Annotated in this window: 21 protein-coding genes and 1 pseudogene; 12 read left to right on the forward strand and 10 right to left on the reverse strand. The window is 66.6% G+C overall.

The genetic code is table 11. From position 1 onward, the window contains the following. Positions 1-58: 58 nt before the first annotated feature. Positions 59-445 (reverse strand): VOC family protein, encoded by a 387-nt coding sequence (locus Q9Q79_RS18845; RefSeq protein WP_012481460.1) that lies wholly within the window; start codon positions 443-445, stop codon positions 59-61. Between the two features lie 235 nt (positions 446-680). On the opposite strand from Q9Q79_RS18845, the gene Q9Q79_RS18850 reads away from it, so the two are divergent. Further along, entirely contained in the window at positions 681-1,625 is a 945-nt protein-coding gene (locus Q9Q79_RS18850) for an IS481-like element ISStma1 family transposase (RefSeq protein ID WP_012478995.1), read from the forward strand. A 41-nt stretch (positions 1,626-1,666) separates the two neighbouring features. On the opposite strand, the gene Q9Q79_RS18855 is transcribed toward Q9Q79_RS18850, so the two are convergent. Further along, on the reverse strand, positions 1,667-2,374 hold the full coding sequence (locus Q9Q79_RS18855) for a YafY family protein (protein ID WP_049417955.1): 708 nt from the start codon (positions 2,372-2,374) through the stop codon (positions 1,667-1,669). Continuing rightward, positions 2,374-3,009 (reverse strand): NAD-dependent dehydratase, encoded by a 636-nt coding sequence (locus tag Q9Q79_RS18860; RefSeq protein ID WP_012481462.1) that lies wholly within the window; start codon positions 3,007-3,009, stop codon positions 2,374-2,376. Before Q9Q79_RS18860 ends, Q9Q79_RS18855 begins: the two co-directional genes overlap by 1 nt. Positions 3,010-3,115: 106 nt before the next feature. Here Q9Q79_RS18860 and Q9Q79_RS18865 point away from each other — a divergent pair, with 106 nt between their 5' ends. Beyond that, positions 3,116-4,654 (forward strand): GGDEF domain-containing protein, encoded by a 1,539-nt coding sequence (locus Q9Q79_RS18865; protein WP_005411356.1) that lies wholly within the window; start codon positions 3,116-3,118, stop codon positions 4,652-4,654. Positions 4,655-4,761: 107 nt separating this feature from the next. Here Q9Q79_RS18865 and Q9Q79_RS18870 read toward each other — a convergent pair whose 3' ends face one another. Next, positions 4,762-5,688 (reverse strand): DUF808 domain-containing protein, encoded by a 927-nt coding sequence (locus Q9Q79_RS18870; protein ID WP_005411357.1) that lies wholly within the window; start codon positions 5,686-5,688, stop codon positions 4,762-4,764. A gap of 198 nt (positions 5,689-5,886) precedes the next feature. On the opposite strand from Q9Q79_RS18870, the pseudogene Q9Q79_RS18875 reads away from it, so the two are divergent. Both Q9Q79_RS18875 and Q9Q79_RS18880 read left to right on the forward strand, forming a co-directional pair. Then, positions 5,887-7,542 (forward strand): annotated as a pseudogene (locus Q9Q79_RS18875) (AarF/UbiB family protein); the annotation flags it as partial. A gap of 244 nt (positions 7,543-7,786) precedes the next feature. Further along, positions 7,787-9,892 carry a phosphoglycerol transferase I gene (locus Q9Q79_RS18880; RefSeq protein ID WP_201862583.1) on the forward strand — a complete coding sequence of 702 codons (2,106 nt, stop codon included), beginning with the start codon at positions 7,787-7,789 and terminating at the stop codon, positions 9,890-9,892. Positions 9,893-9,927: 35 nt separating this feature from the next. Here the strand turns inward: Q9Q79_RS18880 and Q9Q79_RS18885 are convergent, their stop codons facing one another. Further along, a complete protein-coding gene (locus Q9Q79_RS18885) occupies positions 9,928-12,357 on the reverse strand; it encodes a DUF3772 domain-containing protein (RefSeq protein WP_049397258.1) in 2,430 nt (809 codons plus the stop codon). Positions 12,358-12,648: 291 nt separating this feature from the next. On the opposite strand from Q9Q79_RS18885, the gene Q9Q79_RS18890 reads away from it, so the two are divergent. Beyond that, a complete protein-coding gene (locus tag Q9Q79_RS18890; protein WP_012479022.1) occupies positions 12,649-13,593 on the forward strand; it encodes an IS481-like element ISStma1 family transposase in 945 nt (314 codons plus the stop codon). 126 nt (positions 13,594-13,719) lie between these two features. Here the strand turns inward: Q9Q79_RS18890 and Q9Q79_RS18895 are convergent, their stop codons facing one another. Next, positions 13,720-13,968, reverse strand: a complete 249-nt coding sequence (locus Q9Q79_RS18895) for a hypothetical protein (protein WP_005414723.1) — start codon at positions 13,966-13,968, stop codon at positions 13,720-13,722. Positions 13,969-14,150: 182 nt separating this feature from the next. Between Q9Q79_RS18895 and Q9Q79_RS18900 the strand changes: the two genes are divergently transcribed. The 3 genes from Q9Q79_RS18900 to Q9Q79_RS18910 all read left to right on the forward strand — a co-directional run bounded on the left by Q9Q79_RS18900 (position 14,151) and on the right by Q9Q79_RS18910 (position 16,474). Beyond that, positions 14,151-14,645 (forward strand): lipocalin family protein, encoded by a 495-nt coding sequence (locus Q9Q79_RS18900; RefSeq protein ID WP_012481467.1) that lies wholly within the window; start codon positions 14,151-14,153, stop codon positions 14,643-14,645. An 11-nt stretch (positions 14,646-14,656) separates the two neighbouring features. Further along, the gene (locus tag Q9Q79_RS18905) at positions 14,657-15,865 is read left to right on the forward strand and encodes an FAD-dependent oxidoreductase (RefSeq protein WP_012481468.1); all 1,209 of its coding nucleotides are present in this window, start codon (positions 14,657-14,659) and stop codon (positions 15,863-15,865) included. Between the two features lie 126 nt (positions 15,866-15,991). Continuing rightward, positions 15,992-16,474 carry a hypothetical protein gene (locus tag Q9Q79_RS18910; RefSeq protein ID WP_005411364.1) on the forward strand — a complete coding sequence of 161 codons (483 nt, stop codon included), beginning with the start codon at positions 15,992-15,994 and terminating at the stop codon, positions 16,472-16,474. Between the two features lie 129 nt (positions 16,475-16,603). On the opposite strand, the gene Q9Q79_RS18915 is transcribed toward Q9Q79_RS18910, so the two are convergent. Further along, the gene (locus tag Q9Q79_RS18915; RefSeq protein WP_043034271.1) at positions 16,604-17,038 is read right to left on the reverse strand and encodes a PepSY domain-containing protein; all 435 of its coding nucleotides are present in this window, start codon (positions 17,036-17,038) and stop codon (positions 16,604-16,606) included. A gap of 150 nt (positions 17,039-17,188) precedes the next feature. On the opposite strand from Q9Q79_RS18915, the gene Q9Q79_RS18920 reads away from it, so the two are divergent. From Q9Q79_RS18920 to Q9Q79_RS18930, 3 genes are read left to right on the forward strand one after another with little or no spacing between them, the layout of a single operon-like run. Next, positions 17,189-17,479, forward strand: coding sequence for a PepSY domain-containing protein (locus tag Q9Q79_RS18920; RefSeq protein ID WP_099484169.1), 291 nt, complete (start codon positions 17,189-17,191; stop codon positions 17,477-17,479). Beyond that, entirely contained in the window at positions 17,479-18,138 is a 660-nt protein-coding gene (locus tag Q9Q79_RS18925) for a response regulator transcription factor (RefSeq protein ID WP_099484168.1), read from the forward strand. Before Q9Q79_RS18920 ends, Q9Q79_RS18925 begins: the two co-directional genes overlap by 1 nt. Further along, the gene (locus Q9Q79_RS18930; protein WP_201861673.1) at positions 18,135-19,478 is read left to right on the forward strand and encodes a HAMP domain-containing sensor histidine kinase; all 1,344 of its coding nucleotides are present in this window, start codon (positions 18,135-18,137) and stop codon (positions 19,476-19,478) included. The genes Q9Q79_RS18925 and Q9Q79_RS18930 overlap by 4 nt, the downstream gene beginning before the upstream one ends. A gap of 84 nt (positions 19,479-19,562) precedes the next feature. Here the strand turns inward: Q9Q79_RS18930 and Q9Q79_RS18935 are convergent, their stop codons facing one another. From Q9Q79_RS18935 to speA, 3 genes are read right to left on the reverse strand one after another with little or no spacing between them, the layout of a single operon-like run. Further along, a complete protein-coding gene (locus tag Q9Q79_RS18935; RefSeq protein WP_171956666.1) occupies positions 19,563-20,030 on the reverse strand; it encodes a hypothetical protein in 468 nt (155 codons plus the stop codon). Between the two features lie 10 nt (positions 20,031-20,040). After that, positions 20,041-20,361 carry a DUF6122 family protein gene (locus Q9Q79_RS18940; protein ID WP_005411369.1) on the reverse strand — a complete coding sequence of 107 codons (321 nt, stop codon included), beginning with the start codon at positions 20,359-20,361 and terminating at the stop codon, positions 20,041-20,043. 44 nt (positions 20,362-20,405) lie between these two features. Next, positions 20,406-22,295 carry an arginine decarboxylase gene (gene speA / locus Q9Q79_RS18945; RefSeq protein WP_005411370.1) on the reverse strand — a complete coding sequence of 630 codons (1,890 nt, stop codon included), beginning with the start codon at positions 22,293-22,295 and terminating at the stop codon, positions 20,406-20,408. Positions 22,296-22,486: 191 nt separating this feature from the next. On the opposite strand from speA, the gene speE reads away from it, so the two are divergent. Then, positions 22,487-23,338: a polyamine aminopropyltransferase gene (gene speE, locus Q9Q79_RS18950; protein WP_111174003.1), complete on the forward strand. Its 852-nt coding sequence runs from the start codon at positions 22,487-22,489 to the stop codon at positions 23,336-23,338. The last annotated feature ends 41 nt before the right edge of the window (positions 23,339-23,379 follow it).

Genomic DNA, 23,379 nt, shown 5'->3' on the forward strand with positions numbered 1-23,379 from the left:
TGTGCCTGCTCCGTCGCGCTCCATCCACGCATGGCGTGGATCTACACAATGCGGGCGATCAATCGCGCGCGACCAGGCCCTCGGCGCGGCTGTACACACGCAGGCGGTGGCCATCAGGATCTGCCCCGACAAAAGTATGGCCGAACTCCAGCGTCACCGGCGCCTGCAGGATCTCCACACCAAGAGCGCGCCACGCATCGTGCATCTGCTGCACGGCGTCGGGGTTGGCCACCACCATTGCCAGTTCGGCGGCGCCTGCTTGCGCGGACACCGGAGGCTGCACGTCGTCGCGTTGCCACAGGCCGAGTGCGGCGCCATCGCCGAGCAGGAACAGGGCAAAGCCGGGCGACTGCTCGACCGGCGGCTTGCCGAGGATGCCGCCGTAGAAGGTGGCGCTGGCGGCGACGTCGCGCACGTACTGCAGCAGGGTGCTGGGCGTGAACATGGGGAAGCTCCGTTGTTGGGAGCAATCATGGTGGAACGAGCCTGCTGACAGATTCTGTCAGTAGAGTCGACTGTTGGTAGAGTCGACTGTTAGTCGACTGCTCTTCCCTCAACCTGCCTAAAACTCCGCGCTGCGCGCGACAGTCGACTAACTGTGATCTCTCTGTACGTTGTTCATCCGGGACATCTTTGGAAAATGGTGGTTACCACACCTCTCCAGACCCCAAAGAGCCCGGATGAACCACCATAAAAATGCCCGTTTGACCGTCCATAGTCGAGCACTTCTTATTCGCCGCATCCTCCACGAGGGCCTGCGCCCAGAGGAAGCAGCCCAAGCATGCGGCGTAAGTGTGCGTACGGCCTACAAATGGCTGGCCCGATTCCGCCAGTTCGGGGCACCGGGGCTGGAAAACCGCAGCTCACGGCCTCACCAGACGCCGCATGCCACACCTGCTCCGGTAATCGAGCAAATCAAGGAGCACCGCCGTAAACGGCAGACCTACCTGACCATCTCCAAGGCGCTGGGGGTCGGCCACAGTACGATTTCAAGGCTGATGCGTGCCCACGGCCTCAATCGGCTGTGTCGGCTTGAACCGCCCAAGGAGGTCATCCGATACGAATACGATCAGCCCGGAGGGCTGCTGCACCTGGACATCAAGAAGCTGGGCAACTTCCAGCGGCCAGGGCACAGAACCGATGCCAAACGTCGGGGAAACGCCGCTGGCGGTGGCTGGGGCTACGTCCACGTGGCCATCGACGATCACTCCCGGGTCGCCTTCAGCAGCGTCCACCCCAACGAACAGGCCGAAACCGCCTGCCAGGCGCTGCTGGGCGCTCTGCAGTACTACGCCAGCCTGGGAATCACCTTCAAGCGGATCCTGACCGACAACGGTGCCTGCTATCGCTCCACCGCCTTTGCCAAGCTGCTCAAATCCCTTGGGATCAAGCACATCAGAACCAAGCCCTACACGCCGCGGACCAATGGCAAAGCCGAGCGCTTCATCCAAACCAGCCTGCGCGAATGGGCCTACGCCCGCGAATACGCCTCCTCGGACCAGCGCAATTCCGTGCTGACCCAATGGCTGCACCACTACAACTGGCACCGCCCTCACATGGGGATCGGTGGCCAGCCACCTATTTCCAGAGTCCTGCTGAACAACGTGGTGGGTTTACACAACTAACAGTCGACTCTACACGCCCCGGATCCCGGCTGTTGCTGTGGTTATGAACGGTCCAGCCAGTCCGGCGCGATGCCCTGCGCCTTCTGCCAGCGTCGCAGCAGGGTGGCGCGTGGCACGAGGTAGTGATCCTCCAGCACACGCGCCTGGCGGATGCGGTCCAGACGGAAATGGCGGAAATCCTCGCGGCGCTCGCACCACGCCGCCAGCATCGGCACCTCATCGAAGTAGCCCAGCGCGAACGGCCAGACGATGCGCTCGCTGCGCTGGCCGTGCGCGTCCTCGTAGCCGAACTTCAGGCGCTGCTGTGAACCCACTGCTTCGCGCACGGCCTGCAGACGCGCAGCCGGCACCTTGGCCGCAGCGCGCGAAGGGCCAACGCGCAGGCCACTGTCACGCAAGGCTTCCCGGCGCGCTGCTGGCAGCACATGCGCGATGCGCGCCAGGGCATCACGCGCTGCCTCGGCCAGCGCCGGCTCGGTGCGCGCGGCGACCCAGCGCAGGCCGAGCACCAGCGCATCGATCTCGGCCGGCGGCAGGGTCATCGGTGGCAGGGTGTCGCTCGGCGCCAGCTGGTAGCCAACGCCGGCCTCGCCACGCAGGTCAGCGCCCTGCTCACGCAGGGTCTCGATATCGCGGTACAGCGTGCGCAGGCTGATGCCCAGCGCTTCGGCCAGCGTCTGCCCGCCCACCGGCCGCCGATGGCGGCGCAGCAGCTGCAGCAACTGGGTCAGGCGCAGCGCACGCGACATCAGCCGACCAGTGCGCTCGATGCAACCACGTGCTCACCCGGCTGCGGGGCCAGCGCGGCCTCGACCAGTGCCTTGGCGATCTCGCTGGCCGGGTTGATCCGCCACGCCCGTGGCAACATCGGCCCCAAAGCACCGAGCACCGTCAGCGCCAGGCGCTCGCCACGACGCACCTCGTTGCGCTCGCCCCCGATCAGCCCTGGGCGGACCAGGGTCAACGAATGGAAGCCCAGCGCACGAAGGTCACGTTCCAATTCGCCCTTCACCCGGCTGTAGAAGATCGACGACTGTGGATTGGCGCCGGCCGCGGAATTCAGCACATAAGTCTGTGCACCCTGTGCCTGCGCCAGGCGGGCGAACGCCAGCGGGTAGTCATGATCGATGCGGTGGAAAGCCTCGCGGCTGCCGGCCTGGGCAATGGTGCTGCCGAGCGCGCAGATGACCGCGTCCACGCGCGCCCATGCTGGCGAAGTGGGCAACGCATCGAAGGCCAGCACCGGGTTCTCCAGCTTCCCGTGGGTCATGCCCAACGGGCGGCGGGTGGGTGCCACCACGGCGCTGCAGCGCAGGTCGTCCAGCAGCCGGGACAGGGTCAGCCCGCCGACCAGGCCGGTTGCCCCCAGCAACATCACGCGCATCACCACCTCCACTGCGGCATCCTGTCGCCCATCCTAGCCGTTCAAGCCGTCGGCGGCCGCGCCGATATGCTGGAACCAGTCCCTGCCACCCCCCAGGATTCGCTCCATGACGGACCAGCCCGACCACCGCCCTGCCCCCGGTACCGCCCTTGGGCCGCCGGCACGCGTGCGCGCGGTGGTGGACGATGGGCTGGGCGACCGCGTGGTACTGCAGGGCGGTGGTGGCGTGGCACTGCAGCAGCTGTTCGCCGGCGCCGACGCGCCGGAACCGCTGCTGGCCGCCTTCGCCAACGGCATGGCCACCCTGCCCGGCGAACTGGGTGACATGGGCGACCGCCTGCAGTCGGCGCAGGCCAGTGCCGATTGGCCGCGCTACGGGCGTGCGATGCGGCAGCTGATCGACAAGTACATCCGCACCATCGAACAGCATTCGCCGGACGGACAGCCGGAAAGCCTGCGCCTGTCCGAGCAGCTGCGGCTGCTGCTGGGTGGCGCCGTGGTGGCCCTGCTGCAGCACGACCCGGATCTGCGCGAACAAGCGCAGGCGCTGGCCACGCGCCTGCGCCAGTGGCAGCCGGGTACCGCACTGGAGCCGATCGAACAGGGCGTGCGCGAACTCGGGCACCAGGTCGGCGTGCGTGCCGAGAGCTGGCAGGAGCAGCAGGCGCTGCTGCTGGAACTGTTCGCGCTGCTGTTGGAAAACGTGAGCGAGCTGCTGGACGACCGCAGTTGGCTGCAGGGCCAGATCGCGGCGGTGCGCCAGCTGCTGGACGGGCCGCTGGAAGCCGAGGCAGTCGAGCGCACCCGTGCCGAACTGCGCGAAGTGATCTACAAGCAGGGCCTGCTGCGCCAGGGCATCGACGATTCGAAGGCGGCGATGCGCGGGTTGATGGGCGAGTTCATCGAGCGCATGGATGGCATGGCCACCAGCACCGGCGAATACCACGACCGCATCGGCAGCTACGCACTGCAGCTGCGCGAGGCGCGTAGCATCGCCGACCTCAACCAGCTGCTGCAGGACGTGATGCGCGACACCGGCAAAGTGCAGCAACAGGCCGCGCAGGCCCGCGATCACCTGGCCAATGCGCGGCAGGAAGTGGAACGCGCCGAACAGCGCATTGCCGAGCTGGAGCAGGAACTGCGTGCCGCCGGTGACCTGGCGCGTATCGATCCGCTGACCCAGGCGCTGAACCGCCGCGGCCTGGACGAACTGCTGCAGCGTGAACTGGCGCGTGCTGCGCGCAACAACTCACCGCTGGGCGTGGCGGTGATCGACCTGGATGATTTCCACCTGACCAACGAGGCGCACGGCCACGCCGGCGGCGATGCGTTGCTGCAGCACCTGGTGGCCGTTTGCAGGCTGCTGCTGCGCGCCACTGACGGCATCGCACGGCTGGGTGGCGACGAGTTCGTGCTGGTGCTGCCGGAAACCCAGGGTGCCGACAGCATGGCCACCGTGCAGCGCCTGCAACGCTCACTGGCGCACCGTGTGCTGACCGTGCAGGACCGCCGCGTGCCGGTGCACTTCAGCGCCGGGCTGGCGCAATGGCAGCCGGGCGACGATACCGAGGCCCTGCTGCGCCGTGCGGATGACGCGTTGTATGCGGCCAAGCGACAGGGCAAGAACCGGGTGCAGGCGGGCTGACCGTCCGGCCCGTCGCGAACCGCTTTGGTAGGTGCCAACCTTGGTTGGCACACGCAGGAAACAAAGCGCCGACCAAGGTCGGCCTCTACCTTGCGACCCGCCGGTGATTACTTGCCGCGCAGCTTCTGGAACCCGGTCACGGCCGCGAGCACGATGGCGCCGGCGATGATGCCGACCACCATGTTACCCACCGCGCTGACCAGCCAGCCCCACTGCCCCTCGCCGCCCATCGCCTGTACTGCGTGGTGCAGCGCCGGTACGTTGTGCACCAGGATGCCGCCGCCCACCAGGAACATGGCAATGGTGCCGGCCACCGACAAGAACTTCATCAGCCACGGCGCCGAGGCCACCAGGCCGCGACCGAAGGCGGCCACGGCCCCACCCTTGCGCGACAGGTACAGGCCGACGTCATCAAGCTTCACGATGCCCGCCACCAGCCCATAGACGAAGACCGTCATCGCCAGTGCAACCACGGCCAGCGTGACCAGCTGGTTGGTGAACGATGCGGTGGCGACCACGCCCAGGGTCAGTACGATGATCTCGGCCGAGAGGATGAAGTCGGTGCGGATCGCGCCTTTTACCTTGTCCTTCTCCCACGCCACCATGTCCACCTGCGCGTCGGCCAGCGCCTTGCGCCGCTCGGCCTGATGCTCGGCGTCGTCCTCGGCTGAGTGCAGGAACCGGTGCGCCAGCTTCTCAACGCCCTCAAAGCACAGGAACGCGCCGCCGATCATCATCAGCGGTACGATCAGCGGCACGTTCCAGCCGCGGCTGTGCAGCCAGGCCTCCAGCGCACTGATCGCCAATGCTGCCGGCACCAGGATCACCTTGTTGACCAGCGAGCCCTTGGCCACCGCCCACACCACCGGCAGTTCGCGGTTGGCGTTGACCCCGGTGACCTGCTGCGCGTTCAGCGCCAGGTCGTCGCCCAGCACGCCGGCGGTTTTCTTCGCCGCGACCTTGGTCAGGACCGAGACATCGTCGAGGAGGGTGGCGATATCGTCGAGCAGGGCGAACAGGCTGGCACCGGCCATGGGAAGTCCAGAGAGGGAATGAGCGGATTCTGACCGATCCGGTGTGGACTGCGGAAGACGTCGGATTCACCGCGTGCCCACCGCCCCCCGGCGACACTGCGGAATCCGGACATTGCCGGCCCGTGGCCGGCGCTACCTGTCTTCGTCGCATGGGAGTTCCGCTTGAGCAATCCGCCCACCGCCAATGGCAATCCTCCGCTGGTCAAAGGCATGAACCGGCGCAGCCAGATCCTGCGCCTGCTGATGCGCTATCGCCATTCAGGGGTGTTCTCGGGCATGAACCTGGATGCCGCAGGCAATCCAGCCGACGTTCCCGCGGACGGCAACCCGGAACAGTTCGTCAGCGATCTGGAAGCGCTGGGCCCGACCTTCGTCAAGCTGGGCCAGATGCTGTCCACGCGCCCGGACATGGTGCCGGTGGAGTTCGCCACAGCCCTGGAGCGCATGCAGGAAAAGGTGGCCGAGATTCCGGTCGAGCGTATCCATGCGATCGTCGAGCAGGAGCTGGGCGCACCGGTGAACAAGCTGTTCGCCTCATTCGATCCCGAACCGCTGGGCTGTGCCTCGATCGCGCAGGTGCATCGCGCGGTGCTGCACGACGGACGCCAGGTGGCAGTGAAAGTGCAGAAGCCTGAAGTGGCTGCACAACTTCGCTCGGACCTGGAGGCGCTGCGCAGCTTCGCGCTGGCCGCCGACCACCTGACCCAGGTAGGCCGCCGCGTGCGCCTGCGCGACTGGCTCAACGAGTTCGCAAAGACCCTGATGCAGGAGCTGGACTACCACGCCGAGGCCGAGAACCTGGCCCGTTTCGGCCGACACCTGAAGCCGTTCCGCCGCCTGTGGATTCCGCAGCCGCTGTGGGACTACAGCAGCCAGCGCGTGCTGACCATGGAACTGGCCACCGGCGTGCGCGTGGATGCGATTCCCGACGTGCGCCGCACCGAACAATCGATGGACCCGCTGGCGGCGGCGCTGATCCGCGGCTACCTGGACCAGATCTTCGTGCACGGCGAGATCCACGCCGACCCGCACCCCGGCAACCTGCGGGTGATGCCCGATGGACGGCTGGCGATCTTCGACCTGGGCATGGTCGCGCACATGCCGCCACGCCTGCGCGAGCGGCTGCTGAAGATCCTGTTCGCCGCAGTCGATGGCCGTGGCGAGGAAGTAGCCGACGATCTGATCAGCATCAGCACGCGGCTGGAGGCCTTCGACGAAGAGCGCTACCTGCGCGAGACCGGCCAGCTGATCGCGCGCTACGCCGCCAGCGGCAGTTTCTCCGAAGGCCGCGTGGTGCTGGACATGGTGCGCATCGCCACCGCCTGCGGCCTGCGCACCCCGCCGGAACTGAGCCTGCTCGGCAAGGCGCTGCTCAACCTGGAAACCGTATGCCGGTTGCTGGCACCCGAACTGGAGACCCGCCGCATCGTCGAGCGCCAGCTGCAGCATGTGATGCGTGCGCGCCTGAAAAAGTCCCTGTCGGCAGCCAACATCGCCAGCGAGGCGATGGAGCTGCAGCAGCTGCTGCGCGATGGGCCGCGCAAGCTGTCGGACATCATGGCGCTGCTGGCCGAGAACCGTCTGCAGATGAAGGTGACGGGCCTGGAAGAATCGCGGTTGATGGAGAACCTGCAGAAGATCGCCAACCGCGTGGCGGCCGGCATCATCAGCGCGGCATTGATCATGGCCGCCGCGATGATGATGAAGATCGACACCGGCTGGCATCTGTTCGGCTACCCGCTCATCGCCCTGATTCTGTTGTTCATCGGCGTAGTGCTCGGCCTTGGCATCGTGACCAGTGCATTGCTGTTCGATCGTCGCGCGCGGGCACGCGAAGAGCGCGGGCATCGCTAGCGAATCTGCGAAAACAACCGTATTCATGCGGTTTTTAATGCAATCCAACGAAGCCTTTCACGCTCGTTTTACCTACTGAGCGCGATTTCGCGCGCGTCATTCCAACAAACATTTCAGTCAGGTTCGTGCATGCACTATCGGGTCATCGGCCTGTCACATGCATGTGCTTGCGGCAGCGCCGGTCGGATGGACACGCGTCGGTACGACGTCCATCACCACCACCCCGTCACTGCCGAAGCTGCCTATGCTCTGGATACTGCTGCTGTCGTTGTTGCTGCTGTGCTGGTTGTTCCTCGCGTCCGGCAAATGGGTGTGGTGGAAGGCCAGTGCGTTCTCGCTGCTGCTGCTCACGCTCAGCGCATGGTGGCTGATCGACAAGCTGTCCGGTGATGGGCTCAACGCCGCCACGCTGTACCACCTCGGCGCCGACATGGAAGGCGCCGGAGTCTCCGACTTCAAGGGCTACATCGCCGGCTTCATCGTGCTGGCGCTGGTCTCGCTGCTGCCGCTGTTCGCCACGCGGGTGAAGCGCTGGCGCCGGCCCGGCCACGGTGGCGCGCTGTTCGCGGGCTTCGCGGCCGTGTGGGTGGCCACTATCATGATCAGCCCGCTGGCCCGCGACGGCCAACGCCTGTACCAGCAGCTGCGCCCGGTCGACTTCGCCCGCATCGCCCCCGAATACCAGGTGCCGACGCAGCCGCTGCAGCGCCCGCGCAACATCGTCTGGATCTACGGCGAGAGCCTGGAGCGCACGTACCTGGACGAAAACGTATTCCCAGGCCTGATGCCCAATCTCAACCGGCTGGCGTCCGAGTCGCTGGACGTGCGCAACCTGGCCTCGGCCGAGGGCAGCGGCTGGACCATCGCCGGCCTGGTGTCGTCGATGTGCGGCGTGCCGCTGACCACTTCGCAGGGCGATGAGAACAGCATGGACCGGATGGGCAGCTTCCTGCCCAAGGCGGTGTGCCTGGGCGACTACCTGAAGCAGCAGGGCTATACCAACCATTACCTGGGCGGGGCCAACGGCCAGTTCGCCGGCAAGGGCCAGTTCCTCGCCAGCCACGGCTTTGACGAAGTGCATGACCTCGCCTGGTTCAAGCAGCAGAAAAAGATCGGGCGCATCCACTACTCCGCCTGGGGCGTGCACGACGACGTGCTGCTGGATACCGCCTACCAGCGCTTCGAACAGCTCTCGCGCGCCGGCTCGCCGTTCATGCTCACCACGCTGACCATGGACACCCACCACCCGGCGGGCCACCTGCCGGTGTCGTGCAAGGGCGAGCGCTACCAGAGCCAGTACGGCAACATCAACATGCTCAACGCGCTCAAGTGCAGTGACCGGTTGATCTCGCAGCTGGTCGAACGCATCCAGGCCAGCCCGTATGGCAAGGACACGTTGATCGTGATCGCTTCCGATCATCTGGCGATGCCCAACGACCTCAGCCATGTGCTGGCCAAGCAGCAGCGCGAAAACCTGCTGCTGTTCCTCGGCGACGGCGTGGCGCCTCGCCAGCTGGCGGTGGAAGACGGTTCAACGCTGGATTCCGGCGCCACCCTGCTCAGCCTGCTCGACCCGAACCTGCAGACCATGGGCTTTGGCCGCTCGCTGCTGGATGACAAGCGCGCACCGAGCGCCAGCGTGGCCGCGCACCGCGACGGTGGCCGCGACTATCCACAGTATCTGGCGTTCGCCCGCTCGCTGTGGCTGGGCGAACCGACCCGTGAATTGAAGATCGACGGCGACGACCAGGTGGTGGTCGGCCTGCAGCACGTGCAGCCACCGGTGCTGCTGGAGTACGACAAGGACTGGGGCCTGAAATCGGTGTACCTGGAGAACACGTCACGCCAGTTCGATGATGCCGACCCGGACAACACCCTGGCCTATGTCGATCGCTGCACCGCGTTCGAGGACGGCTCGGCCGACGGTGACTGGTGCGCCCTGCTGGTCAACCGCGATAACGGCATCAAGCTGTACCGCGACGATGACCTGCGCGGCGGCATTGCCGTGGATGCGCCGCTGGATGCGTTCCAGGGCCCGCGCCCGAGCGTGCGCCAGGCGCACATGATCACGCAGAAGGGCCGCCGCACCCGTGCCGGCCAGTACATGCTGCAGCTGGTGGCGAGCACGCGCCCGGATCGTGGTTTCTGGATCGAGGCGGTGTCATCGCAGCGCAAGGTGGTGCTGGCCCAGCAGTGGGTGCAGCCCGATGCCAATGGCAAGATCAACGTGTCGTTCGGGCTGGACCACGAAGTGGATGATCTGGAGATCCGCGCGTGGTTGAACCATGCCGAGAAGCTGGCGGTGGATACGTTCGCACTGGTGCCCTCGCGCGGCCGACCGCGGGGATAGGGTTCTTTGCAGGGCTGCGCCCTGCAAAAAACCCTCTACTCCTGCGGATCGCGGGTGATGTGGATATCGGTCGGGGTCGACAGCGGAATGTTCCGCTCCGCCAGTATCTGCAGTAGGCTGAAGTACAGATCGCTGCGGGTGGCGTAGACCTGCCGCGGGCTGGCGACGTACGCGAAGCTGTTGATGGTGATCTGGCCACCGGCAATGCTGTCGATGTAGACCGTCGGCGCCGGCTGCTTCAGCACGTTGGTATGCGCGGTGTACGCATCCAGCAACGCCTGCCGTAGGTTGCCGACATCGGTGCTGGGCGGCACCGCGAATTGGATCTGGATGCGGCCCTGGTTGTTGCCCATCGTCATGTTGCGCACGGTCTTGGTGACCAGCTCGGAGTTGGGCACGATCAGCGTCGACTTGTCGCCCACCTGGATCTCGGTCGAACGCAGGCTGATGCGGCGGATGTCGCCCTCCTGGTCGCCCAGCTTCACCCAGTCGCCGATCTTCACCGGGCGCTCGGCCAGCAGGATCAGGCCGGAGACGAAGTTCTGGGTGATCACCTGCAGGCCAAAACCGATACCCACTGACAGCGCACTGACCAGCAACGCCAGCTTGCTCAGCTGCAGGCCCATCGCGCTCAGCGCCCAGATCACCGCGATGATGATGCCCACGTAACGGGCAACCGTACTGACCGAATTGCGTGCGCCCAGATCCAGTTCGGTCTTGGGCAGGTAGGTGTCGGTCAGCCAGCGCTGCACCAGCTGGGTGATCGCCAGGCCGGCCAGCAGCGCCAGTACCGCCAACACGATCCCCGCCGGTGCCAGCTTGGTGCCACCGATATCGAATCCGGTCGTGAACAGTGAAGTGAAGCGCTCCACCACTGCGCCGATGTTGCCGAACGGCGCCACCAGGGCCAGCAGCGCGATCAGTACGACGATGGTACGCAACGCCGCCGACAGCAGCACACCGGCCTGCTCCAGCCGCGATACGCTCAGGCCGGTGCTGAGCAGGATGGTCTGGCCAACCTTGCTGTCGGCGTTGAGCATCCAGGTGCTCAGGTCATCGACGAACTTGAACAGCAGGGTCGCGGCCAGCACTACGATGCTGCCGCCGATCAGCTGCTGGTTCACGAACTTGGCGAAGTTCAGGTAGCCCAGCAATGTGGCGATGATGGCCGCCACCACCGCGATGTTGCCCGCTACCCGGGCCAGTACCAGCCAGCTGCTGCGACGCACCGGCGTGGCCGCGCCCACGCCATCGGCCTGTGCCTCCAGCTTGGCCTCGGCCTCGGCGGTCTGCCGGCGATGCAGACGTGCCAGGGTCACCAGCATGGCCATGATCAGGCCGAGGTAGGTCAGCGCAATCAGGCCGTCCAGCGCCACCGTGGTGACGTCGCTGGTACGCGTGGCCTGATCGAGGGCGACCAGCACCGTGCTCAGCCAGGCCAGCGCCGCCGCGCCCCACGCGTACTTGCGCAGCTTGAGTGCGGCGGTGTCATCCAGATTCAGCAACCGCCACGACGGACGCTTGGGTACCAGCATGCACGCGCTGAGCGCCGCAATGAAGGCGGCGCGGAAGGTGGCCGTCTCCAGGCCGTCGGCCACCACCTGCAGGCGCGGCGCGATCGCATCGATCGCATCGAGCGCTGCCATCAGCACCACCACGGCATAGCCGGGCAGCAGCGTACCGACCAGCAGCAGCCACATGGCCAGGCCGGAGCGGCGCAGGCGACCGTCCGGCGCACGCTCGGACGCCGCAAAGCGCCGCCCCAGCCTGCGCAGCCACAGCCGCAGCGGGAACATCATCACCAACGCGGCCAGCAGGCCCAGCAACGGCGTGCCCCAGCCATTGGCCCGGACACCAGCAACAAACGTATCGCGCCCCTGCTCGGCCAACGGCGCGACGCGTGCGATATCGATCGGCAGGCGCTCGGCCACCTTGCTCCACAGCGCCGGAGACAACGGCGAGGCGACCTTCTTCCCCATGTCTTCGGCGCGTTGCGCAGTGCGCTGCTGGTCGATGTCGGCTGCCAGCTGCTGGGCACGCACGGCACTGGCCTTGGCCTGCGCTACCGACGCGGCCAGGCCGTCGCGCTGTTTGGTGATGGTGCGTCGTTGCGCGGCCAGTTCCGGCGGTTCGGTGGTGCCTTCCGCAGGCGTGCCCAGCTGCGCCAGCTGTTCGCTGATCCGATCCAGCTGCGGCTGCAACGCCTTCTCCAGCGCTTCGGCATCGCGCCGGGCCTGCGAGGCATTCTCGGACAGCATCGCCAGTGTCTCGATGGCCTCTGCATCGCCCCGCTTGCGCTCGACCTCCTTCAGCCTGGAATCGATGTCCGCCAGTTGCTGCTTCGGCGTGGGGTCCTCATCCTGGGCCAGCACCGGTGCGGACAGCAGGAAGGCAGTGCACAGCAGCAGGGCCAGCCAAGGCCCCCGTGCACGGATCGATCGCAGGAAAGAAGACACGCCAGCCACACCGTTTCGCGCGGACCACCGCGCCTGCGCGCGACTATACGGCACAGGCGGTAAAGGCCGGATGGTGGGGCAGAGGACCACACCCACCGCGATGGGAGCTTCGACGGGGTGATGGCGCGGGGTGGTCACGACGGGGCGATAACGGCCTGGCGATTGCGGCGGGGTGATCGTGGCCGGGCGAATCGACTGGGTAGAGTCGACTGTTAGTTGTGATCTCTCTGTACGTTGTTCATCCGGGACATCTTTGGAAAATGGTGGTTACCACACCTCTCCAGACCCCAAAGAGCCCGGATGAACCACCATAAAAATGCCCGTTTGACCGTCCATAGTCGAGCACTTCTTATTCGCCGCATCCTCCACGAGGGCCTGCGCCCAGAGGAAGCAGCCCAAGCATGCGGCGTAAGTGTGCGTACGGCCTACAAATGGCTGGCCCGATTCCGCCAGTTCGGGGCACCGGGGCTGGAAAACCGCAGCTCACGGCCTCACCAGACGCCGCATGCCACACCTGCTCCGGTAATCGAGCAAATCAAGGAGCACCGCCGTAAACGGCAGACCTACCTGACCATCTCCAAGGCGCTGGGGGTCGGCCACAGTACGATTTCAAGGCTGATGCGTGCCCACGGCCTCAATCGGCTGTGTCGGCTTGAACCGCCCAAGGAGGTCATCCGATACGAATACGATCAGCCCGGAGGGCTGCTGCACCTGGACATCAAGAAGCTGGGCAACTTCCAGCGGCCAGGGCACAGAACCGATGCCAAACGTCGGGGAAACGCCGCTGGCGGTGGCTGGGGCTACGTCCACGTGGCCATCGACGATCACTCCCGGGTCGCCTTCAGCAGCGTCCACCCCAACGAACAGGCCGAAACCGCCTGCCAGGCGCTGCTGGGCGCTCTGCAGTACTACGCCAGCCTGGGAATCACCTTCAAGCGGATCCTGACCGACAACGGTGCCTGCTATCGCTCCACCGCCTTTGCCAAGCTGCTCAAATCCCTTGGGATCAAGCACATCAGAACCAAGCCCTACACGCCGCGGACCAATGGCAAAGCCGAGCGCTTCATCCAAACCAGCCTGCGCGAATGGGCCTACGCCCGCGAATACGCCTCCTCGGACCAGCGCAATTCCGTGCTGACCCAATGGCTGCACCACTACAACTGGCACCGCCCTCACATGGGGATCGGTGGCCAGCCACCTATTTCCAGAGTCCTGCTGAACAACGTGGTGGGTTTACACAGTTAGTCGACTATCGCGCGCAGCGCGGGCTTTGCACAGCGTCCAGCGAAGAGCAGTCGACCAACAGTCGACTCTACCCCGTCGGTTCACCCCGCCTGCGTTTCCGCGCGCACGCTCGCCACGCCGGCGAAGTCAGTACTTCAGGCGCAGCTCTTCGACGGCCGGCTGCTGCAGCGCGTACCAGTCCTGGAACTCTTCCTCGGTGATCTCATCGGGCGCGTACACCGCCACCGGGTGCCAGTCGTGGTCGGTGGGCAGCGGCTGGCGCGGGCCGGCACGCAGGCTGTAGCTGACGCCCTCGTAGTCGACCAGGTCATCAACCTGCGGCCACTGCTCGCGTGCGAACGCGGATTCACTCTTCAACAGGATCACCTGGTACATCGGCACCTCCACCTCGGTTGGATCAGGAAAACACGGCGCTGGCGGCAGCATACCGCCACGCCGGTGACAACGGGCACGCCGCAGCGGCGACGGAACGTTCTGGACACGGCCATCGCCCCGGCTTCACCCGCCCATGGCAAGGCCATCGGCATCGTGGAGGCCCACCCCTGCCACGACCGCCGATGACCGACCACCCGCCGCTGAAGACCGTCGCCGACCTCAAGCTGCCTCGCTACCTGGGCACCTGGTACGAAATCGCACGCCTGCCGATGCGCCACGAGCCGGAAGGCTGCACCGACGTATCGGCGCACTACACCCTGCTCGACAACGGCAACGTCGGCGTCACCAACCGCTGCCGCATGGACGGCGACGTCGAGGAAGCCACCGGCGAGGCCTGTGCCATCGACAACGACAGCGCGCGCCTAGAGGTGAGCTTCCTGCCCAAGGGCCTGCGCTGGTTGCCGTTCGCCAAGGGCGACTACTGGGTGATCCAGGTCGCTCCGGACTACAGCGTGGCGCTGGTCGGCAGCCCGGACCGCAAGTACCTGTGGCTGCTGGCCCGCGAACCGCAGCTGGACGCCACCGTGCAGGATCATTATCTGGCCACCGCCCGCCTGCAGGGCTTCGATCTGTCCGAACTGATCCACACCCCGCACACCGGTCGCCCCACAGCCTGAGCCGCCCACTCATGGACCTGAAGAGTGGCTACCCGTGGTGGGCGGTGCGCAACGGCCTGATCCACGCCTTCCCACCGCTGGAGCGGGATCTGCGCTGCGACGTGCTGGTGGTCGGCGGCGGCATCACCGGTGCGCTGATTGCCGACGAGTTGTCCGGGCATGGCCACGACGTGGCGGTGATCGAGCAGCGTGACATCGGCTGGGGCAGCACCGCTGCCAGCACCGCGCTGCTGCAGTACGAGATCGACACCCACCTGCTGGAACTGGCCCAGCGCTATGGCCAGGACGCCGCGGCGCTTGCCTACCGGGCGTGTGCGGAAGCAATCCCAGCGCTGGGCGACGTGGCACGCGGGTTGAAGGACGTGGATTTCCAGCGCATGGACAGCCTGTACCTGGCCAGCCGCCATCGCGACGTTCCGCGCCTGATGGCCGAAGGTGAGGCGCGGCGCAGCATCGGTCTGGATGCCCGCTGGCTGGGCCCGGAGGCACTGCAGGAACGCTTCGACGTGGACGCCGGTGGTGCCCTGCTCACGCGCCAGGCGGCGCGGGTCGATCCGTATCGGCTGACCTATGCACTGCTGCAGCGCCTGCGTCGGCGCGGCGGCCACGTGCATGACCGCACGGTGCTGCACAGCCTCGACGCCACTGCGCGCGGGGTGACCGCCCGTACCGAAGACGGTGCCACCATCCGCGCACGCCACGTGGTGCTGGCCATGGGCTATGCCAACCAGCGCTGGCTCAAGCAACGGGTTGCACGCAACCGCAGCAGCTACGCCTTCATCACCGATCCCATCGATGCGGACGTGCTCGGCCGGCTGCGCACCACCATGGTGTGGGAGAGCGCCCGCCCCTACCTGTACCTGCGCGCCACCGGCGACCGTCGCCTGCTGGTGGGCGGGCTGGACGACGCCATCGACATCCCCGCCCGCCGCGACCGGCGCGTTCAGAGCAAGGCCGACAAGCTGATGAAGCAGCTGCTGCATTGGTTCCCACGGCTGGACCCGGTGCCGGCGTTTTCCTGGGCCGGCACCTTCGCCGAAACGGCGGACGGCCTGCCGTTCTTCGGCCCGCACGATCAGTGGGGGCCGCGGGTGCACTTCGCCATGGCCTACGGCGGCAACGGCATCACCTATTCGATGATCGGCGCGCAGCTGCTGCGGGCCGGGATCGAGCGGCGGGCGCATCCGCTGGCGGGGCTGTTCGGGTTCGGGCGGTTGTAGCCTGCAGCCAGGCATGGCCTGGCTCTACCGCGAGCGGGCGCCGACAGGCATCATTCAAGCAGCCCCTGCTAGCGTCGGCCTGTACCGCCGCGTGTTGCGCGGCCATCTGTCCGCTGGAGCACCGTCATGATCCGCCCCCTGACCCTGCTGCTGTGCCTGGCCCTGCCGGGAACCGTGCTGGCCCAGTCCGCCGCCGGCGCCACCGCGCCGCAGGCTGCCGGCCTGGACCTGACGCTGCCGCAGGCGCCGATGCGCTACCTCAACGACCCGGCCCTGCAGCAGGACCCGCCGGGCACGTACTACGGTGACAAGAGCGGCCCGCGCGTGCACGACGACGCGAAGATCGCCGACGTCACCGATGACAAGGTCAAGGTATCCGGCAGCTTCACCACCGGTATCGGCTATTCCAAGAACGGTGGCAACAGCCACTACAACGCCGCCACGCTGAACCTGAGCAAGAACTACACCACCGATGAGGGCAAGACCCACGGGGTCAACGTCAACATCCACGTGAGCGAAGGCAAGGGCCCGGGCTTCTTCGGCCCGTACGGCGGCTACTACGGCCGCGGCCCGGGCTATTGGGATTACCCGCCGCCGTTTGGCTGGTAAGGGCTGGCACCCGCGCCTGGGCCGACCAAGGTCGGCCACCACCGGTGCCTATGCCCGGTAGGTGTCGACCTTGGTCGACACGCTTCTTCCCCGTATGCCGACCAAGGTCGGCATCTACCGGATCTGGAATCAATCCAGCCAGCCATCGCGCTCGCTGTGCAGGATGCGGCCGTCATAACCGCTCAGGCGCACTTCCACCTTCTGGTTGCGGGCATTGCGCGCTTCCAGCGACCAGGTGGCACCATCGCGTTCCAGCGAATGGATCTCGCGCAGGCCATGTGCCTGTGCCCGTGCCAGCACCTGCTCGGTGGTCAGCAGCGCGCGCCCGTTGTGCTCGTCGAAGATCTCGCCGGTCTTCGGGTCCACGTAGACCTCGCTGAAGCGGCCATCGGCGCGGCTCACGTCCGCTTCCCACAGGCTGTCATCACGCTCGATCTCGTGGATCTGGGTGTAACCGGCCTTGCGCAGGGTCTGTTCAACCTGGGCCATGCCCAGCGGTGCGGCCTGAGCGGCCGGTACGATGGCCAGGGCGGCGACGGTGGCGAGGGCAAGCGACTTCAACATGGGGATTCTCCTGTTCGTGTTCATGGCCGGACCATCCCGGCAACGCCACGATGCACGGGGTGGTTAACAGCCCCTTAGCCGGCGCTGTTAGCCCGCTGTTAGTCGGCCGCTGCACACTCACGCCTGGTCCCCTTCCCTCACACGCCCGCGATGCTCGCCACCCTGCCCCTGCTGCTGGCCCTGGCCAACGCCCCGTCCGCCGCTGCGCCCGTGCAGGATCCGGCGCAGCAGGTCGCGCGTCGCGCTGTGCAGCAGGGCCGCTACGTGCCGCTGGAAAGCGTGGTGCGCGACGCGCTCAAGCGCTACCCGGGGCAGCTGCTGGAAGTGGAGCTGGACGACGGCGTCTACGAAGTGGAGATCCTGCGCGGCGATGGCGTGGTGGTCGAGCTGGACTATGATGCGCGCAGCGGAAAGCTGCTGAAGACGGAGCTGGACGACTGATGCGCATCCTGTTGGCCGAAGACGATGCCGCGCTGGCACAGCGCCTGGTGCCCCTGCTTGAGCAGGCCGGTTACGTGGTGCACCAGGTTGCCGACGGGCGCGAGGCCGAGGAAACCGGCCAGATCGAGGACCTGCAGGCGGCCATCGTTGACCTTGGCCTGCCCGGCCTGGACGGACTGAGCGTGATCGAACGCTGGCGCGGCAACGGCCGCGGCTTCCCGGTGCTGGTGCTGACCGCGCGCGGGCGCTGGCACGACAAGCTGGCCGGCTTCGATGCCGGTGCCGACGACTACCTGACCAAACCGTTCCAGGCCGACGAGCTGGTGCTGCGGCTGCGCGCCCTGATCCGCCGCAGCCACGGCCACGCCAGCCCGCGCCTGCACTGCGGCCCGCTGCAGCTGGACGTCAACGCCGGTCGCTTCGAACTGGACGGACAGCCGCTGGCGCTGAGCCCGCAGGAGTTCCGCCTGCTCAGTTACTTCATCCACCACAGCGGCCAGGTGATCGGCCGTGATCGACTCGGCGAACAGGTGTTCGAGGGCGGGCTGGATCCCGACTCCAACGCGCTGGATGTGCTGCTGGGGCGCGTGCGCCGCAAGCTCGGTACCGAACTGATCCAGACCGTGCGCGGCCAGGGTTGGCGGCTGGCGGCGCCGTGACGCGGCAGCCCTCGCTGCGGCGGCGCCTGCTGCTGGCCGGTGGCGTCGGCCTGCTGCTGGTCTCGTTGCTGGCCAGTGCGCTGCTGGGCGAACTGTTCAAGCGCAGCGCGCGTGATCGGCTGGACCACGAACTGCAGCAGGACATGCTGACCCTGGTCGCGCAGATGGAAGTCACCCCCGACAACCAGCTGCAGCTGCGCCAGGAACCGAACGATGCGCGCTTCCAGCGGGTGTTCTCCGGTGCGTACTGGCAGATCGCCGGTGCCGACGGCCGCGTGCTGCTGCAGTCACGCTCGTTGTGGGATGAAACCCTGCCGGCCATGGCCACAGGTGCGGCCACGCGCAATCTGGCTGGGCCACTCCAGCAGTCCCTGCGTGCACGCGTGCAACAGGTGCGCCTGCCGCGCGCCAGCGCACCGTTCGTGGCCGTGGTTGCCACCGACCGCAGCGCGCTGGATGCGGATGTAGCCGCGTTCCGCAAGCGCACCGCCATCGCGCTGGGCGTGCTGGTCGCGGCCTGGCTGGCGGTGCTGGCCAGCCAGGTGCACTTTGGATTGCGTCCACTGCACCGCCTCGGTGCACAGCTGGAACGGGTTCGGCGCGGCGATGTGCAGCGCATCGAGACGCGGGGACTTGGGGCGGAAGTCGCACCACTGGGTGATGAACTCAACGCGCTGCTGGACCACCAGCAACGCATGGTCGCGCGCGCGCGCACCAGCGCACAGGATCTGGCGCATGCGCTGAAAACCCCGATGAGCGTATTGGCCACCGAGGCCGACGGCGACGGCAGGGACTGGCGGGCGACCGTTCGTGAGCAGAGCGCCCGCATGCAGGCCAGTGTCGACCGCTACCTGGCCGCTGGGTTGGCCGCCGACCATCGCCAACGCACCGACGTGGCGACTGTCGCGCAGGCGCTGTGCCGGCTGATGGCACGCGTGCATGGCGAACGCGGCATTGCGTTCACAGCGGAAGGCATTGATCCGGCGCTGCAGTTCGCCGGTGCCAGTGCGGATCTGGAAGAGATATTGGGTAATCTGTTGGACAACGCCGGGCGGTGGGCGCAACAGCAGGTCACTGTCGAAGCGGAAGCCCACGACGGGCAGTTGCGCATCGAAGTGCGTGATGACGGCCCTGGCCTGGCGGCGGATGCGCTGTCACAGGTCACACAGCGTGGTGTACGCCTGGATGAGCGCGAGGGCAGCAGTGGATTGGGGTTGGCGATTGTGAGCGATATCGCCGCCAGTTATGGCGGGCGCCTGGCGCTGGAAAATGCGCAGCCCGGCCTGCGCGCAACGTTGTGGTTGCCGGTGGGGTGGAGCGGCCAACCTAACGGTGGGTAGTGCCGGCCGCTGGCCGGCAACCACGTGGTCACCGGAAACGCCCTGCGGAAGCCGGCCAGCGGCCGGCTCTACCAAGCACCAATCCTACCGGTCGCCGTGCACCCGGTAGGTGTCCACATTGGCCAACCTCACGGTGGGTAGTGCCGGCCGCTGGCCGGCAACCACGTAGTCACCGGGAACGCCCTGCGGAAGCCGGCCAGCGGCCGGCTCTACCGAGCGCCAATCCGGCCGGTCGCCGTACACCCGGCAGGTGTCGACATTGGCCAACCTAACGATGGGGAGTGCCGGCCGCTGGCCGGCAACCACGTGATCACCGGGAACGCCCAGCGGAAGCCGGCCAGCGGCCGGCTCTACCAAGCGCCAATCCGGCCGGTCGCCGTACGCCCGGTAGGCGTCGACATTGGCCAACCCAACGATGGGGAGTGCCGGCCGCTGGCCGGCAACCACGTGGTCACCGGAAACGCCCTGCGGAAGCCGGCCAGCGGCCGGCTCTACCAAGCGCCAATCCGACCGGTCGCCGTACACCCGGTAGGTGTCGACCTTGGTCGACACACATCAAACATCAACGGTGATGCATCCACCAGCAATCAATCGCGTCCAGCACGATGTGGATGATCAAACCGATGCCGAACAACCGCGTTTTCTTCGGCACGCACAGGCCTGCATACACGGCAATCGCCGGTGCGGTGTGCAGCGGATGGAAACCGATGCTGCAGCGGTTCGGTGCGTAGATCGGGTCGGCCAGCAGGTGGTCCAGGTCGATGATCCAGCCCAGCAGCATCAGCAGCCACGCCGAAGCAAAGCGCTTGCGCCAGAACAGCCATGCCAGCAGGGCTGGCACGGCGGCATGCAGGAACAGGTGGAAGATCGCGCGCGCGCTCATCGGGGCCGGTAGCGCCGGGCCTACGCCCGGCGTTCCCGTTTACATCAGACCAGCGGTTCGTCGGACAGGTAGGTGTAACCGGTCAGGCCGGCTTCCAGCGCCTCCGACAACTCCTGCGCACGTTCCGGCGACAACTGGGCCTCGGCCACGCGCTGCGCATAGGTCGCACGCAGTTCGTCCAGGCGGTAACCCACGTAATCCAGCATCACGTCGGTGGTGTCACCACGGCGCTGCTGGGTGATCGCGTAGCCATCGGCATCGGCCAGCACTTCCACCGCGTCGGTATCACCGAACAGGTTATGGATGTCGCCCAGGATCTCCTGGTAGGCGCCGACCATGAAGAAGCCGATGCGGTAGCTCTCGCCCGGCTTCATCTTGTGCAGCGGCAGCGAGCTGTCCAGGCTCTCGTTCTCGACATAGGTTTCCACCATGCCGTCCGAGTCGCAGGTCATGTCGGCGATGATGCCGCGGCGGTCGGGGGTTTCGTCCAGGCGCTCGATCGGCACGATCGGGAACACCTGGTCGATCGCCCACACGTCCGGGATCGACTCGAACACGCTGAAGTTGACGAAGTACTTGTCGACCAGGCGCTCGTTCAGTTCGTCCAGCACCGGGCGATGGCTCTTCTCGTCATAGCTCAGGCGCGCACGCACGCCGTGGGCGATGGCGTAGAACAGGTCGTCGATGCGCGCACGCTGCGGCAGGTCGATCTGGCCCAGCGCGTAGCTGGCCAGGCCTTCGGCATGGAAATGCTGCGCTTCCTGGAACAGCTCCACCGCCGGGCGCACGTCCAGCTCGTCGTGGATCTCGCGCAGGTGGCGAATCGCCGCCGGCTCATCGTCGTGCTGGTCCGGCACGCGGCCTTCCTGCGCCTCTTCCACTTCCGAGACGTTGGCGATCAGCACCGCGTGGTGTGCCGTCATCGCGCGACCGCACTCGGTCACGATGCGCGGCGGGGTGAGGCCGAATTCTTCGCACGCATTGGCCAGCGGCTGCACGATGTTGCTGGCATAGGAATGCAGGCCGTAGTTGATCGAGCAGAAGCTGCGCGAACGGGTGCCTTCATAGTCCACGCCCAAGCCACCGCCCACGTCGACGTGGGTGATCTTCGCGCCCAGGCGCGACAGCTCCACGAAGTAGCGGGTGGCTTCGCGCATGCCGTTGGCGATGTCGCGCACGTTGGAGATCTGCGAGCCCATGTGGAAGTGCAGCAGGTTCAGGCAGTCGGCGTACTCGGTGTCACGCAGCGACTTCCACAGGTCCAGCAGCTGGCGCGGCGACAGGCCGAACTTGGCCTTGTCGCCACCGCTGTTCTGCCACTTGCCGGCGCCCAGCGAGGCCAGGCGCATGCGCACGCCCAGGCCCGGCTTCACGTCCAGCGCCTTGGACTCTTCCAGCACCAGCTTCAGCTCGGACGGCTTCTCGATGACGATGAAGGTCTGCAGGCCCAGCTTGCGGCCGATCAGGGCCAGGCGGATGTACTCGCGGTCCTTGTAGCCGTTGCAGACGATCAGGCCACCCGGGCGCGACAGCGCCAGCACGGCCATCAGCTCGGGCTTGCTGCCCGCTTCCAGGCCGAAGCCCTCGCCGTGGTGGCTGGCCAGGGTGCCGGCCACGCCGCGGGTCTGGTTGACCTTGATCGGGTACACGGCGGTGTAGCCACCGCTGTACTCCCAGTCCTGCTGGGCCTGGGCGAAGGCCGCCTGCAGCTTGCCCAGGCGCTGGCCGAGGATGTCCGGGAAGCGCACCAGCAGCGGCAGTTTGGCACCGGCCGCGCGCGCAGCATCGACCACCTTGGGCAGCGACACCACCGGGCCGTCGGCCCCGGTCGGTCTCACCACCATGTGCCCGGCCTGATCCACGTCGAAGTAACCGTCCGCCCAATGCGGGATCGAGTAGGTCTTGCGGGCTTGGTCGAGGGACCAATCGGTCATTTCAGTCGGCCTTGTTGGCAATAAAAGGGGGGGCATGATAACGCCTATATGCCCACAGGTTCGTTATCATGCGCGCCCGCGCCCGTGACAGGTTCCAACCTGAACGGGCCGATCCGTCCGGATGTGGCATCTGTGCCACGCGGCCCCGCCCGCCAGCCCGGCTCCACCCCTCCGAACAGGACTGTTTTCCAATGACTGACAGCAACAACTGGTACATCGAACACTTCGAGCGCACCGGCTCGGCCATCGGCTACCGCATCACCGGCAAGCTGGACGAGGTGCAGTCGCCGTTCCAGAAGATCGAGATCTTCCAGACCACCGACTGGGGCAACCTGATGACCATCGACGGGGCCATCATGCTGACCAGCAAGGACAACTTCTTCTACCACGAGATGATCAGCCACCCGGTGCTGTTCACCCACGCCGCGCCCAAGCGCGTGGTGATCATCGGTGGCGGCGACTGCGGCACCCTGCGCGAAGTGCTCAAGCACAAGGGCGTGGAGAGCGTGACCCAGTGCGATATCGACGAGCAGGTCACGGTGATGGCGCGCAAGCACTTCCCGGAACTGTGCGACTCCAACGACGACGCCCGCGCCGAGCTGCTGTTCGACGACGGCGTGGCCTACATGGCCAACTGCCCGGCGGGCAGCGTGGACGTGGTGATCGTGGACTCGACCGACCCGGTCGGCCCGGGTGAAGGCCTGTTCAACAAGGCCTTCTACGAGAGCTGCTTCAAGGCCCTGAAGGACGACGGCATCCTGGTGCAGCAGTCCGAGTCGCCGCTGATGCAGCTGGAGCTGATCAACGAAATGCGCGCCGAGATGGGCAAGGCCGGCTTCGGTTCGTTCAAGACCCTGCCATTCCCGCAGCCGTGCTACCCCACCGGCTGGTGGAGCGTGACCATGGCGCGCAAGGGCGACAGCAGCTTCGATTTCCGCCAGGCCGACTCGGCTGCCAAGACCTTCAACACCCTGTACTACACCGCCGCGCTGCACACCGGCGTGCTGGTGACCCCGCCGTTCGTGCAGGCGGCACTGAAGTAAGGCGTGCCGACCAACGGTCGGCACCCACCCATGCAAAAGAA

The organism is Stenotrophomonas sp. a6 (genome assembly GCF_030913325.1).
In the GTDB taxonomy this organism is placed as follows: domain Bacteria; phylum Pseudomonadota; class Gammaproteobacteria; order Xanthomonadales; family Xanthomonadaceae; genus Stenotrophomonas; species Stenotrophomonas maltophilia.